Raw genomic sequence first — 13,208 nt, forward strand, 5'->3', positions numbered from 1 at the left:
CCCGAAGGACGGGCGGGCCAGGACCGGCCCCGGAGCCCCGCCGCGCCGGAGGACCCCCCGGCGGCCCGGGGGCGGCCGGAGTCCCGGGAGGACAGGGCGGAGGCCCCTGCCCACCCCCTGGACGCGGCGGATCCGGCGGAGGCGGATAAGACGGCGGACTCCGGGGACGACGACAGGCGCCCCGGCGGCCGTCTGCTGCCGCCCATGCCGCCGGGCGTCTCGGACAGTTGGGCGTGGGCTCCGGGCTGGAAGTGGCCCGCGCCGCCCGGATCGTCCGACTGAGCGCGGCCCGCGGCCGGGGAGTGCTTCACCGGCCGCGGAGGGGCGAGGGCCAGGGGTGCGGGGCCCGGGGCCGCCGCGCCGGACCCCGTACCGTTGGCGCCGTATGACAGGTGTCATGCCGCGGCACCCGCGGCTCTCACACCGACCCGGTGACTCCTGCGTCTGGGGGCGGGCCTCCCCGGTCGGCCAAGCTTGGAGGTATGACGACGTTGAACAGCGACCGCCCCGGCGCCGACGCCCGGCCCGGAGCCGGAACGGGTTCCGCCTCCGAGTCCGAGTCCGCCCACGGGTCCGGGTCCGGGACCGCGCACGCCGACGGGGGCTCCCCGCGCGCGGGCGGCGCACCCCTGTCGGCGGAGGAGCGCAAGGCCGCCGAGAGGGAGGCGCAGAAGAAGGAGGCCCGGGCCGCCCTGCGCGCGCTCAAGCCCTGGGAGGGCAGGGCGACGCGGCAGGACAAGGCGCTGATGGCCGCCTTCGTCGGCGTCCCCCTCTTCTTCATGGCGCTGACGCCGCTCAAGCCCTTCCTGATCGCCCACCACCCGGTCCTGCTGGAGTTCGTCACCGGCAGCAACGCGGCGGTCGGAGCGGCCGCGGCGTTCGCGCGGATCGGGGAGATCCCCCTGTGGCTGGTCGTGGTCGCGGGCGTCGTCGGCAAGGTGAAGATCGACTGGCTGTTCTGGTGGGTCGGCAGGCGCTGGGGCCGCGGTTTCGTCAACCTCATCGCGCCGGGCGACAGAGCGCAGCGCTTCGCCGACCGGGCGCAGGACATGAGCCCGTGGATCATGCCGGTCGCGCTCGTCCTCAGCTACCTGCCGGGCATCCCCACCGTGTTCGTCCTCGTCATCGCGGGCTGGACCGGGATGCGCCTGGTGCCCTTCCTCCTCCTGGACGCCCTCGGGGCCCTGGTCCTCACCGCGTCCGTGGCCTCCGTCGGCTACGCGGCGGGCCAGACCGGGGTGGACATCGTCCTGCTGGTCGACAGGTACGCCCTCTGGTTCACCCTGGGCATCGTCGTCTTCATGGCCTTCCTCCCCGTGTTCAAGCAGAACCGCGCCCGGAAGCGGGCCGAGGCCGCCAAGCGGGCCGGGGCCGCCGAGGAGGCCGGGGCCGCCGAAGGGGCCGGGGCGGCGCGGGGCGACGAGGGGGCGCGGGGCCCCCGGGACTGACACCGCGGACCGGGATCTCCCGCGGCCGAGCGCGCGCGACCCCCTGTGAACAGGCGCTTCCACGGAAAGTACCGTGAAGGAAGCGACTGGTCACCCACGTGCCGGGGGCGCCCGACTAGGCTGGCGTTCGGCAATCCGACAACCCGGGCAAGCCGACTGCGCTGGGTGCGTCACAAACACACTCAAGGAGATCCCGTCATGGGACAGCGACACTTCGATCTGGTGGTTCTCGGCGCGGGCCCCGGCGGCTACGTGGCCGCCATCCGCGCCGCCCAGCTCGGTCTGAAGACCGCCGTCATCGAGGAGAAGTACTGGGGCGGGGTCTGCCTCAACGTGGGCTGCATCCCCTCCAAGGCGCTGCTGCGCAACGCCGAGCTCGCCCACCTGTTCCAGAACGAGGCCGACTTCTTCGGCATCAAGGTCGACGGCGAGGTCGAGTTCGACTTCGGCAAGGCGCACAGCCGCAGCCGCGAGGTGGCGGACGGCCGGGTCAAGGGCGTCCACTACCTGATGAAGAAGAACAAGATCACCGAGCTGAACGGACGGGGCTCCTTCACCGACGACCACACCGTCGAGGTCAGCGGCGAGGACGGTTCCACCGAGACCGTCACCTTCGACCACGCGGTGATCGCGGCGGGATCCTCCACCAAGCTGCTGCCCGGCACCGAGCTGTCCGAGCGGGTCGTCACCTACGAGGAGCAGATCCTCACCGACACCCTGCCGGAGAGCATCGTCATCGCCGGTGCGGGCGCCATCGGCGTCGAGTTCGCCTACGTCCTGGCCAACTACGGCGTGGACGTGACGATCGTGGAGTTCCTCGACCGCCTCGTGCCCACCGAGGACGAGGAGGTGTCCAAGGAGCTGGGCCGCGCCTACAAGAAGCTGGGCGTCAAGGTGATGACCTCCACCCGCGTGGAGTCGGTCGAGGACACCGGGGAGGGCGTGCGCGTCACCGTCAGCAGCGACGGCGAGGAGCAGACCCTGGAGGCCGACAAGCTCCTCCAGGCCATCGGCTTCGCCCCCAACGTGGAGGGCTACGGTCTGGAGAAGACCGGCGTGGAGCTGACCGACCGGGGCGCGATCGGCATCGACTCGCGGGGGCGCACCAACGTCCCGCACATCTACGCGATCGGCGACGTCACCGCCAAGCTGATGCTGGCCCACACCGCCGAGGCCATGGGCGTCGTCGCCGCGGAGACCATCGCGGGCGCCGAGACCCAGGAGATCGACTACCGGTTCATCCCGCGCGCCACCTACTGCCAGCCGCAGATCGCCAGCTTCGGCTACAGCGAGAAGGAGGCGCGGGAGGCGGGCTTCGACGTCCAGGTCGCCAAGTTCCCGTTCATGGCCAACGGCAAGGCGCACGGCCTCGGGGACACGCGCGGTTTCGTCAAGATCCTCTCCGACGGCAAGTACGGGGAGTTCCTCGGCGCGCACATGATCGGCCCGGACGTCACCGAACTGCTGCCCGAGCTGACCCTGGCCCAGCAGTGGGACCTGACCGTGCACGAGGTCGCGCGCAACATCCACGCGCACCCCACGCTCAGCGAGGCGGTCAAGGAGGCCGTGCACGGCCTGGCCGGTCACATGATCAACATGTGACGCACCGGCGTCCCCGGCCCCGACGCCCCGGGGGGCGGCGGGGCCGCGCCGTACCCGCGCGGTCGCCGTCCGCCGGAGGCGGGCGGCGACCCCTGACCCGGGCGCTCCGCGGACTTGCTAAGTTTCGTGTGTCCCCGCCGGATCCCCACCCCGAACTCCGGTGCTCCCCCGACCGAAAGCCATCCATGCGCCTGATCCCGTCCACTCCCCTGTCGTGCCTGGGCACGGCCGCCGCCGTCGCCGTCGTAGGCGGGTTCGTCCTCGTCGGCTTCGGCGTGATCGACCTCGACGAGTTCGAGATGGACCTGTCCTTCGGAGACGGCGTGGACCTGCCCTTCGGGGACGGTGAGGAGGCGCCGGAGCGGGAGGCCGGGGCCTCGCCCGGTCCGGAGGAGGAGCAGCCGGAGCAGGCCGCGCCGGAGTACGGGCTGCCCGAGTCGTGCGCGGCCGCCGGTGCCGCGGAGGTGGTCGGCGAGCTGGCCCCGGGACAGGTGCTCACCGAGGAGGTCGGTGAGGTGGAGGGCGTCGACGGCGCCGAACAGGTCGTGTGCTCGTTCAGCGACGGGAGCACCGGACCCGGCGCCTCCTCGTTCACGCTGGTGTTCACCCTGAACGCCGACCCGAGCGCCAACCCGGACGTGGTGCGGGTGCCCGGGGAGCAGGAGCAGATGAACTGGGAGGTGGACATCGACGTGGACGTGGACACCTACCACACCGAGGAGTCCGACTCCCTGGGCGGCGACCTGGAGTACGTAGGCACCGTGGACGGCTCCAGCCGCCACCTGTCCCTGGCCCTGCCCGACGAGCTGTACGTCACCGCCATCGCCTACGGCGAGGAGGTGCCGCGCGAGGACCTGGAGCGGGTGGTCATGCTGGCCGCCGAGCGCATCAGGGGCTGACCCGCGACGCGAACGGCCGAGGGGGCCGCCGGCGGGCGGCCCCCTCACGTGTGCGGGCGGTCCCGCCCGACCCGCTAGTACTCCACGGGGACCTCCTCGAACTCACCGAACGGGCCCGCCCGCAGGGTCAGCTCCTCCACGTCCACCGGCGGCGCGGGGAAGACCGCGACCAGGCTGTAGGTGTTGTCGGGCTGGAGCGTGTGGACCTCCTCGGCGAAGCTGCTGTAGCGCCCCTCGCCGAAGTCCATCTGCGCCACGTAGCGCACCAGGCCGCTCTCCGGCTCCAAGAGCTGGAAGCCGCCGAGCGTGCCCTTGTTGAACTGCTCGGGGCCGCCCGCCTGGATGGCCTCCTGCCCGCCCATGTCGGGCATGGTCGGCTCGTCGGTGGTGTTGGTCAGCGCCACTGTGCCGATCACGTACGCGCCGTCGCGGCGCAGCGGGTAGACCTCCAGGCGCACCCCGTCCAGCTCGCCCTCGGCCACCACGGACCCCGGGTCGTCGTCGTAGGGCGCGGGCCAGGTGACGTTGCGCTGGGCCGCGCCCAGGGCGTCGTCGTCGTACTCCTCTTCCTCCGTGGCCTCCGCGGTGGTGTTGAAGACGTAGGAGAACTCCACGCGCCGGTTGCGCGCCCGCGCCTCGTCGTCGTCGGGACCGCCCTCGCGGGCGATCGGCTCGTGCTCGCCGCGGCCCTCCACCTCCAGGGTGTAGTCGGTGCCCAGCTCCTCGGCGAGCAGGTCGCGCACGCTCTCGGCCCTACGCACCGACAGGTTGTCGTTGTAGGCGTCGTCGCCGATGCTGTCGGTGTGGCCGATGACCGTGATGACGGGCTCGTCGGGGTCGACGTTGCGGGCCAGGCTGGTGGCCGCGCGGCGCACCACGTCCTCGGCCTCGGAGGTCAGGTCCGAGCGGTCGAACTCGAACATGACGTCGGAGTGCAGGGAGATGATCTCCCGGTCGCCGTCGCGGGTGGTGGAGGCGATCTCGGAGTCCACGAAGCTCTGCACCCAGCCCTCGTCGGCCACGGCGTCCTCGTCCGGGCGGCGGTTGGCGAAGGTGAGGTTCTCCCCGCTCGGCGGCGGGTCGTCCGGGGTGAGGTGGTCGCCCCCGTTGGGGTCCTGCGGATCGGCCCGCTCCTCCTCCACGTCCACGACCGGGATGCCGGTCATGGCCCCGAGCCCGCTGCCGACGAACGTGACCTGCCGGACCTCGTCGGGCAGGCGCGGGAAGTAGCGAACGTACTCGTTGGCGACCCCGTCGTGGACCGGGTAGAGGCCGTCCTGGTTGGGGCTCTCGGAGCCGTACTTGAGGCCCTCCCCGTCCAGGAACTGCCGGTAGACGCGGCCGGTGAGCGGATCGACCAGGGTGTGGGCCATGCTCATGTTCCGGTTGGGCCCGGTGAACTCGTCGAGGTAGGTGACCTCGTAGTACATGACGGTGTAGTCGTCGGTGCGCTCCAGGCCGGTGACGGCGAAGCGCATCTCGTTGTCGCGGCCGGTGTCCTGGAAGATGCGGCCCTCGCGGACGTAGGGGAACTCCTCCCTGACCTCGGGCGGGCCCGACGCGCTTCCGAAGGTCTCGGACCACCAGTCGGACACCCCCTCGGTGACCGTGCAGCCGCTGAGCAGGAGGCTGCCCGAGACCGCCAGCGCGACCAGGGGTAGGGGCGACTTCCTCGCCATGTGGGGGAACTCCGATCGTTGAGGAGACGTACGGGCAACATCCTCCTGTACGCGTGGGGCGGAACCGACCGCCCTGCCCGCTGTTGACGGGTTACGTCCGCTTGGCGGCCGGTGCCCGGTGCGGGGCGGTCCGGTCGGAGCGGGGCCCCGGACGGGTTCCGGACGGATGACGGGCGCGGGTCCCGGGGGGAGGCCGGGACCGGTGGCGGACGGGCGCCGGACAGGCGGGGAGCGCCCCGGCGCCTGTCCGCGGCGCCGCGTCACCGCAGTTCAGGGGCTTCTTCGCACGGATCGAAAAAAATTCCGCGGAAACACCCATCCGCCCCCGCCTCGGCCCCGAATGACCGACGTGACCACCGAGACACGCGGGAACACCCCGCCACGCGACAGGCGACGGGTCGTCGTCGGATCGGTCGTGGGCCTGCTCACGGTCGGCGCCTCACTGGGCACCGCCGAGCTGGCCGCAGGACTGCTCCGCACCGTGTCTCCGGTGATCGCCGTCGGCGACACGGTCGTCGACATCACACCGCCCTCCCTGGTAGAGGCGGCGATCGATCTGCTGGGCAGAGCCGACAAGGTCGTGCTCGTGGCCGGGATCGTCGCCGTTCTTCTGGGTGTCGGGGCCGTACTCGGCACGGCGTCGCTCCGGCGGCCCGTCGTCGGGTACACGGGGTTGGCGGTGTTCACCGCGGTCGGGCTGGCCGCCGTGCTTCCGCACCGCTCCGACGACCCGGGTGCCCCGGTGCCCGTGCTCGTCGGAGCGGCGGCGGGGGCTCTGGCCCTGGCGCTCCTGGTGCGCAGTGCGCGCGGGACGCTCCGGCCCGGAGCGGACTCCGGACCACAGGGGATGGGCGGTCCGAGGACACCGGCGGACGCGGAGGAGGCTCCTGCGCCTCCCGAGGCCGGACCGGACCGGGGCCCGGGCAGACGCGGTTTCGTGCTGACCGCGGCGGGCGTCCTGGCCGTGTCCGGCACCGCCGGTGCCCTCGGGCGCCTGTTGCCGACCCTCGGCGGCGGTGCGGGCTCACGCTCCGCCCTCACCCTCCCCCCGGCGGCGAACCCGCTGCCGCCGCTGCCCGCAGCGACCGAACTGGGCGTTCCGGGGCTGACGCCCTTCACCACGCCCAACCGGGAGTTCTACCGGATCGACACCGCCCTCACCGTTCCCCGGCTGGACTCCACCCGGTGGACGCTGAGGGTGCACGGGATGGTGGACCGCCCCTTCGAGATCGACATGGACGAGCTGCTCGCCGAGGAGCTCGTCGAGGCCGACATCACCATGACCTGCGTGTCGAACCAGGTCGGAGGCGAACTCGCGGGCAACAGCCGCTGGCTGGGCCTCCCCCTGGCCGACCTGCTGCGGCGCGCGGGCGTGCGGTCCGGCGCCGACCAGATCCTCAGCACCTCCCACGACGGCTGGACCTGCGGCACGCCGACCGAGGTCGTCATGGACGGGCGCGACGCGCTCCTGGCCGTGGGCATGAACGGGGAGCCCCTCCCCCACGCGCACGGCTACCCGGCGCGCATGGTCGTCCCCGGCCTCTACGGGTTCGTCAGCGCCACCAAGTGGGTCACCGACATCAAGCTGACCCGCTTCGCCGACGAGCAGGCCTACTGGGCGCAGCGCGGCTGGGCGGTGCGCGCCCCCGTCAAGACCATGTCCCGCGTGGACGTGCCCGCGCCCCTGAGCCGGGTGGACGCCGGAGAGGTGGTCCTGGCCGGGGTGGCCTGGGCGCAGCACCGCGGGGTCGACGCCGTGGAGGTGCGGGTGGACGGAGGCGAGTGGCAGCGGGCCGAACTCGCCGCGGTCCCCGGCATCGACACCTGGGTCCAGTGGGTGGCCGAGACCACCGTCGAACCCGGACAGCACTCCGTGGAGGTCCGGGCCACCGACGCCACCGGGGCCGCCCAGCCCGCCGAACGGGTGGATCCCGTGCCCGACGGCGCCACCGGCTGGCACGGCGTCCGGTTCACCGCCGAATAGACACACCCCTCGACCAACACCGGCGCAAGTCGGTGACGTGAGCAAACAGAAGTTAACCAAGTTGAAGGAGAAAACAATGATCCGCAAGAGCAGTCTCACCATCACGGCCGCCGCTGCCGCGCTCGCCTTCGGTCTGACCGCCTGCGGCGGCGACATGGGCGGCGAGGAGGAGGCCGCCGAGGAGACGCCCACCACGAGCGAGACCGAGAGCGGCGACATGGGCGGCGAGGAGGGCACCACCGAGATGGCGGGCGAGAACTTCGGTTCCGGCTGCGCCGAGGTGCCCGCCGACGGCGATGGCAGCTTCGAGGGCATGGCGGACGACCCGGTCGCCACCGCCGCGTCCAACAACCCGGTGCTGTCCACGCTGGTGACGGCCGTGACCGAGGCGGACCTGGTGGACACGCTCAACTCGGCCGAGGACATCACCGTCTTCGCCCCGGCCAACCCGGCGTTCGAGGCGATCCCGCAGGAGGACCTCGACGCGCTGCTGGCCGACCAGGAGCAGCTCACCGAGGTGCTGACCTACCACGTGGTCGAGGGCCGCCAGACCCCGGCCGACCTGGAGGACGGTACGTTCACCTCGCTCCAGGGCGGCGAGGTCACCACCGAGGGCTCCGGCGAGGACTTCACGGTGAACGGCGAGGCGTCCGTCATCTGCGGCAACGTGCAGACCGCCAACGCCACGGTGTACATCATCGACGACGTGCTGATGCCCGCCGAGTAACTCCGGCACGGTACGACCCCCGGGCGGTCCGAGCGTTGAGGCCGGGCCGTCCGGGCCCGCAAGGGCACACGGGGCCCCGTGGACTCCACGGGGCCCCGACGGGCGCACCGCGCGAGAACAGCCGAACGGTACGGCTGACGTGCGATTCTGGAGGGGTCGGGCCCCTTCGGGGCACACCCGGGCCCGTCCAGCGCACGGACGGGGCGAGCGACGCAGGACCACCAGGAAGAGGAGCGGATGGACGAGCACGCCGCGATACCCCGGGGCCCCCGCGGGTCGGAGGCGGAGCCGCCGGTTCCGCCTGCCCAGCGGCTCGCGGAACTGCTCCGCCAGGTGGCCCGGGGCGATGAGAGCGCGTTCGGCGAGGTGTACGACCTGGTCATCCCGTCGGTGTACGGGCTGGTCCGTCGTGTGCTGCGCGACCCCGCCCAGTCCGAGGAGGTCGCCCAGGAGGTGATGGTGGAGGTATGGCGCACCGCCTGCCGTTACGACGAGCGGCGCGGCAGCCCCCAGGCGTGGGTGATGACGCTCGCGCACCGCCGGGCGGTTGACCGGGTGCGCTCCGAGCAGGCCGCCAGCGACCGCGAGGCCAGGGTGGCGGCGGCGAACACGCAGCGCCCCTACGACGAGGTGGCCGAGGAGGCCACGAACCGTCTGGAACGCGAGCGGGTGCGCCGCTGTCTGGACACGCTGACCGAACTCCAGGGCCAGTCCGTGCGTCTGGCCTACTACGGCGGATACACCTATCGTGAGGTGGCCCGCCTGCTTTCGACCCCGTTGGGCACCGTGAAGACGCGGATGCGCGACGGTCTGATCCGGCTACGGGACTGCTTGGGGGTGGAGTGGTGAGGAGGACACTGGGCCAGGACCCGCACATCCTCTCGGGAGCCTACGCCCTCGGCGCCCTGTCGCCGAGCGAGAGCGTGCGGTTCGAGGACCACTTGGCCGAATGCGACTCCTGTGTGCAGGAGACGCGCGGTTTCACCGAGACCGTCTCCCTCCTGGGCACCGCGGCCGCCGGTACGCCGCCCGCCGAACTGCGCGGACGCGTGCTGGAGGAGGTGGCGCGCACCCGCCAGCTCGCGCCCGCCCCCGAACGCCTGCCGGCGCCGCGCCGCGGCCGCTGGTCCTGGGGGCTGGGACTGGTGCTGGCCGCCTGCGTGGCCGTCATGGTCGCGCTGGGCGCTGTCGTCGTCGACCAGGTGCGCCAGGTTGGGGACCTGCGGGAGAACGAGCGGCAGATCGCGGCGGTGCTCTCCGACCCGAGCGCCGACTACACCACGGCCGAGCCCATGGAGGGCGTGTCCGTGACCGTGGTGCACTCCGAGAGCAGCGGGCGGCTCGTGTTCAGCGCCCACGGCCTGGAGCGGCTGGAGGACGAGGACTACCAGCTCTGGCTGACCCGGGACGACGGCAGCGTCTACTCGGCCGGGGTGCTCTCCGTGGACGAGTCGGGCTTCGTGCTCCCGGTGCTGGCCGCACCGCAGGACGAGGCGACCGGGGGCGTGGCCGTCACCGTCGAGCCCGAGGGCGGCTCCGAGCAGCCCACCTCCGACCCGCTGATGGCGATGCCCTTCGAGGGCTGAGGGCCGGTCGCCGCCCGGCACCGGCCGGGCGGCGACCGGTTTCACACCGGCCCTCGGACGACCGGTGTCCGGTACCCGGGCCGGACCGCCCCCGTACCCGGAACGGCGGTCCGGCACCTGACCGGCCGTGGCCCGACCGCTCGGCCCCTTCGGGGGGCGGGGCCGCGGTCGGGCCACGGCCACCTCTTCTGATCGGCGCAGGCGGCCCCGAGCCCGGGGCTGCCGTCCTCCGGCCCTCCCGTGCCCCGTTACCGGGCCTCCCGTGGATGGTTGCGGCGGGACAGTTGCGCCGGTACCCACGGGTGTCCGGGCCGATCCCGGAGCTTGCGCTCCAGTTGTTCGGGGGTGGGCTCGACATGGGAGCGGTGCGGGGCGCTCCGGTCGTGGGCGGTCGCCACCCAGTACGAACCGGTCCACGCCACGTGGTGCGTGTGCCCCCAGCGTGCGCGAAGCCCGGCCAGGGTCGTTCTGGGCGGCTCCCACCGGTAGCCGCGCACGGACACGTGGTCGCCGTCGTGCCCGGCGTCCTCCGTGCACACGTGGTGTCGGCAGTCGCGGTCGAGCACGGCCTCACGGCACGTCCGGGGGATCATGGGGCGTCCTCGCCCCGGACGGCCCTGTAGGGCGGTTCCGCCGCGTGGGTGTACAGCCAACCGGCCAGCCTTCCCAGGTCGGGGAGCCTTCCTTCGCCCCCCAGGCTCAGGAGCGCGTCACGGGCGTGCGCGACGCGGTCCCGGAGCAGGGCGTGGAACTGCCGTTCCGTCTCGGGCGTGGGCTCCAGCGGGCGCGGCACGCGGAGGGTTTCGGCGAGCGCCTCGACCAGATCGGCCAGGTCGGTCGGGTCGGGCGGCTGGTTCCGCCACGCGCTGTTCATGCGGCCACCACCGCACGGTGGCGATCAAGGAGCGGCTTCTCGCAGCGGCGCCGGAGAACGTCGATCGGCGCGGGAGCGCAAGTGAGGGCCCGCCGGGGCAGCGCCTTCGGGGCGGGCAGCGGCGGAGCGGCCGTGCCGGTGGTCCGGCTGGGCGGGATCAGCGGAATCGGTCCCGTGATGAGGTGCGGACGGGGCGGGAGCGGGGCGGCCGCGTACCGCCGGACACGGGCCCCGCGGCGGCGGACGGCGCGGGCGGCCGCGCGGGCGATCAGCCACAGCGCGGACGCGATCAGGAACAGGTAGCGCACGGGGCGCCTCCTTACACAGGGTGCCGGGTGGGAAGCCCAGCCGGGATGAATACATGACCATACTGACTGTGTCAGACTGACGCGTCAATAGGACCTGGTCAGACTGACCAAAATGTCCCCACATGGTCAGGAGCTTTATGATCCAGAGGGCGAAGCACCCCGACCCGGACGAGAAAGCAGACGCCCCCGTGGCAGCACAGAAAGACCGACCCAGTATCGAGCGGAGACGATTCGCCGCCGAACTGCGGAGCATGCGCGAGGCCGCCGGGATGACCGTAGAGGAGGCCCGGCTCACCCTGGAGTGGTCCAGCGGCCGCCTCAACCACATCGAGGGTGGAAGACACTCCGTACCGGACGTGTCTGCCCTTACCGCGCTCCTGGACCTCTACGGCGTGAAGGACCCGGCCCGCCGGGACGCGCTCCTCTCGCTCCGCAAAGAGGCCCGGCAGCGGCCATGGTGGCATGCCTTCGAAGACGTGCTCGACGACGGGTACGTGGGGTTCGAAGCCCGTGCCCGCCGCATCAGCGCGTTCCACCCGATCGTCGTACACGGGCTGCTCCAGACTCCGGCCTACGCCGCCGCATCCGCACGGGCGTCCATGGCCCGCACTGAGGAGGAGATCGAGCGCATCGTCGCGGCCCGGTTGGAGCGGCAGAAGCTCCTCAACGGACCGAGCGCGCCGGAGTTCCGGTGTGTCCTCGACGAGTCCGTGCTTCTCCGCTTAGCCGTGACTCCAGACCTCGCACACGACCAGCTCCAGCATCTGGTGGACGTCGCCGAAGCCGTCAACAGGGTGACGATTCAGGTGCTACCACTCGGTACAGGCCTGCACGGGTGCATGCACGGTTCCACGGTGATCCTGGACTACGACGACGAGCGCGACCCCAGCCTCGTCTACCTGGAGACCCGTGGGCGTGGCACCTACCTGGACTCCCCGGCACAGGTGGCCGACTACAGGATGGCGCTGGATGATGTCGCTAGTGACGCCCTGTCCAAGAATGCCAGCATCGACCTGATCAAGAGCATGATCACCAATTAGGAGAGGGCACCGTGCATTCATCTCTGGAGTTCCGCAAGTCAAGCTACTCCGCCAATGAGGCCGCGTGCGTCGAGGTGGCGGACGCCCCCGGCATGTCGGCCGTCCGCGACACCCAGAACCGCGCTCTGGGGGTGCTGGCGTTCCCGGCCGCCGAGTGGCAGGCGCTGATCGACACGGCCCGCCAGGAAGCGTAGGCAGACATGCGGAAGCCCTCATCCGCTGCGGATGAGGGCTTTCCTGTATTCATCCCGGGCTGAGTCTACCGACCGAGGCGGACACCCGGCCGGAGCGCGACTCGGCCGGTTCCGGTCCCGATCGTCCAGACCATTCGGACCTCCGGCGGTGGCGGCGGAACGGTGGGAACGGGGCCGGAGCCGGAGCCGGGCAGGCTCGCGGCCTCAGACCGTCTGCGGCCTGGTCGCCCTGCCGTCGAGCCAGAGCTCGGTGGAGGCGTCCCGGTGGGCACCGGTGGTGCCCACGTGCTTGGCGCTGATCCGCGGGCCCTTCTTGATGACGTGGACCAGGGCCATCGCGTGGCCGCGGCCAAGGCCGTAGTCCTCGGCGAGCCACTGGACGATGGTGCCCGCCTTGACCGAAGGGTCGTCGTAGCCCTTCTCCTTGGCACGGTCGACCAGCGTGCGCGGGGTCAGACCGGTCTTGTCCTCGACGGCATCCAGATAAGCCTGGAACGACATGGGGGCCTCCTCGACTGGGCAGGCCCCGATACTCACACGCGCCTGCGACATTCCGGCGACGACGGCGCCGGTATCCGAGGCGGCCCCTGCCGCGCCGCGGGAGTCGCAGCGCGTGAGCTCGGAAGGGGTCGTCCCCAGGCGTGACAGCAGGTAGCGGAGTTGTCCACAGGCGCGGCGGCGGGGTGGTGGACGGCTCCCGGGAGAGGCATGCTGTCGATGGGGGTCCCCGACCTCCGCGCCGTGGAACACGTCCCCCATGACAGGTATGCCCGCCGCGATCCCGGCGCCACCCCGCGCTCCCCGGCCTGTGAACGAACGCCTACCCTTGCCCGATGCCCCTTCCGCCCCCGGAGCCCTCTCCAGCCC

Annotated in this window: 14 protein-coding genes and 1 pseudogene; 10 read left to right on the forward strand and 5 right to left on the reverse strand. The window is 72.1% G+C overall.

All coding sequences use genetic code 11. The features are described from left to right. The 4 genes and pseudogenes from ABD54_RS29175 to ABD54_RS21875 form a co-directional block, all read left to right on the forward strand. Positions 1-282: pseudogene (locus ABD54_RS29175) on the forward strand (hypothetical protein); the annotation flags it as partial. 200 nt (positions 283-482) lie between these two features. Then, positions 483-1,448 carry a DedA family protein gene (locus tag ABD54_RS21865; protein WP_082166938.1) on the forward strand — a complete coding sequence of 322 codons (966 nt, stop codon included), beginning with the start codon at positions 483-485 and terminating at the stop codon, positions 1,446-1,448. A 198-nt stretch (positions 1,449-1,646) separates the two neighbouring features. Beyond that, on the forward strand, positions 1,647-3,050 hold the full coding sequence (gene lpdA / locus ABD54_RS21870) for a dihydrolipoyl dehydrogenase (protein WP_047871404.1): 1,404 nt from the start codon (positions 1,647-1,649) through the stop codon (positions 3,048-3,050). 185 nt (positions 3,051-3,235) lie between these two features. Beyond that, on the forward strand, positions 3,236-3,949 hold the full coding sequence (locus ABD54_RS21875; protein WP_047871405.1) for a hypothetical protein: 714 nt from the start codon (positions 3,236-3,238) through the stop codon (positions 3,947-3,949). Positions 3,950-4,023: 74 nt separating this feature from the next. Here the strand turns inward: ABD54_RS21875 and ABD54_RS21880 are convergent, their stop codons facing one another. After that, entirely contained in the window at positions 4,024-5,628 is a 1,605-nt protein-coding gene (locus ABD54_RS21880; protein WP_047871406.1) for an OmpA family protein, read from the reverse strand. A gap of 340 nt (positions 5,629-5,968) precedes the next feature. Between ABD54_RS21880 and ABD54_RS21885 the strand changes: the two genes are divergently transcribed. The 4 genes from ABD54_RS21885 (at position 5,969) to ABD54_RS21900 (ending at position 9,925) form a co-directional block, all read left to right on the forward strand. After that, the gene (locus ABD54_RS21885; protein ID WP_047871407.1) at positions 5,969-7,612 is read left to right on the forward strand and encodes a molybdopterin-dependent oxidoreductase; all 1,644 of its coding nucleotides are present in this window, start codon (positions 5,969-5,971) and stop codon (positions 7,610-7,612) included. Between the two features lie 76 nt (positions 7,613-7,688). Continuing rightward, positions 7,689-8,339, forward strand: coding sequence for a fasciclin domain-containing protein (locus tag ABD54_RS21890; RefSeq protein ID WP_047871408.1), 651 nt, complete (start codon positions 7,689-7,691; stop codon positions 8,337-8,339). A 237-nt stretch (positions 8,340-8,576) separates the two neighbouring features. Then, entirely contained in the window at positions 8,577-9,188 is a 612-nt protein-coding gene (locus tag ABD54_RS21895) for a sigma-70 family RNA polymerase sigma factor (protein ID WP_047871409.1), read from the forward strand. Continuing rightward, positions 9,185-9,925, forward strand: coding sequence for an anti-sigma factor domain-containing protein (locus ABD54_RS21900; protein ID WP_082166939.1), 741 nt, complete (start codon positions 9,185-9,187; stop codon positions 9,923-9,925). The genes ABD54_RS21895 and ABD54_RS21900 overlap by 4 nt, the downstream gene beginning before the upstream one ends. A 248-nt stretch (positions 9,926-10,173) precedes the next feature. Here the strand turns inward: ABD54_RS21900 and ABD54_RS21905 are convergent, their stop codons facing one another. From ABD54_RS21905 to ABD54_RS21915, 3 genes are read right to left on the reverse strand one after another with little or no spacing between them, the layout of a single operon-like run. Further along, positions 10,174-10,518 (reverse strand): hypothetical protein, encoded by a 345-nt coding sequence (locus tag ABD54_RS21905; protein WP_152692074.1) that lies wholly within the window; start codon positions 10,516-10,518, stop codon positions 10,174-10,176. Further along, complete coding sequence (locus ABD54_RS21910) at positions 10,515-10,799, reverse strand: hypothetical protein (protein ID WP_047871410.1); 285 nt, start codon at positions 10,797-10,799, stop codon at positions 10,515-10,517. Before ABD54_RS21910 ends, ABD54_RS21905 begins: the two co-directional genes overlap by 4 nt. Next, positions 10,796-11,107, reverse strand: coding sequence for a hypothetical protein (locus ABD54_RS21915; RefSeq protein WP_047871411.1), 312 nt, complete (start codon positions 11,105-11,107; stop codon positions 10,796-10,798). Before ABD54_RS21915 ends, ABD54_RS21910 begins: the two co-directional genes overlap by 4 nt. 122 nt (positions 11,108-11,229) lie before the next feature. On the opposite strand from ABD54_RS21915, the gene ABD54_RS21920 reads away from it, so the two are divergent. Continuing rightward, entirely contained in the window at positions 11,230-12,147 is a 918-nt protein-coding gene (locus tag ABD54_RS21920; protein ID WP_268778200.1) for a helix-turn-helix transcriptional regulator, read from the forward strand. A gap of 11 nt (positions 12,148-12,158) precedes the next feature. Further along, positions 12,159-12,341, forward strand: a complete 183-nt coding sequence (locus ABD54_RS21925) for a DUF397 domain-containing protein (RefSeq protein ID WP_047871412.1) — start codon at positions 12,159-12,161, stop codon at positions 12,339-12,341. 204 nt (positions 12,342-12,545) lie between these two features. Here the strand turns inward: ABD54_RS21925 and ABD54_RS21930 are convergent, their stop codons facing one another. Continuing rightward, a complete protein-coding gene (locus ABD54_RS21930; protein ID WP_047871413.1) occupies positions 12,546-12,842 on the reverse strand; it encodes a DUF4287 domain-containing protein in 297 nt (98 codons plus the stop codon). Positions 12,843-13,208 lie beyond the last annotated feature (366 nt).

It is taken from the genome of Nocardiopsis sp. RV163 (genome assembly GCF_001029525.1).
In the GTDB taxonomy this organism is placed as follows: Bacteria; Actinomycetota; Actinomycetes; order Streptosporangiales; family Streptosporangiaceae; genus Nocardiopsis; species Nocardiopsis dassonvillei.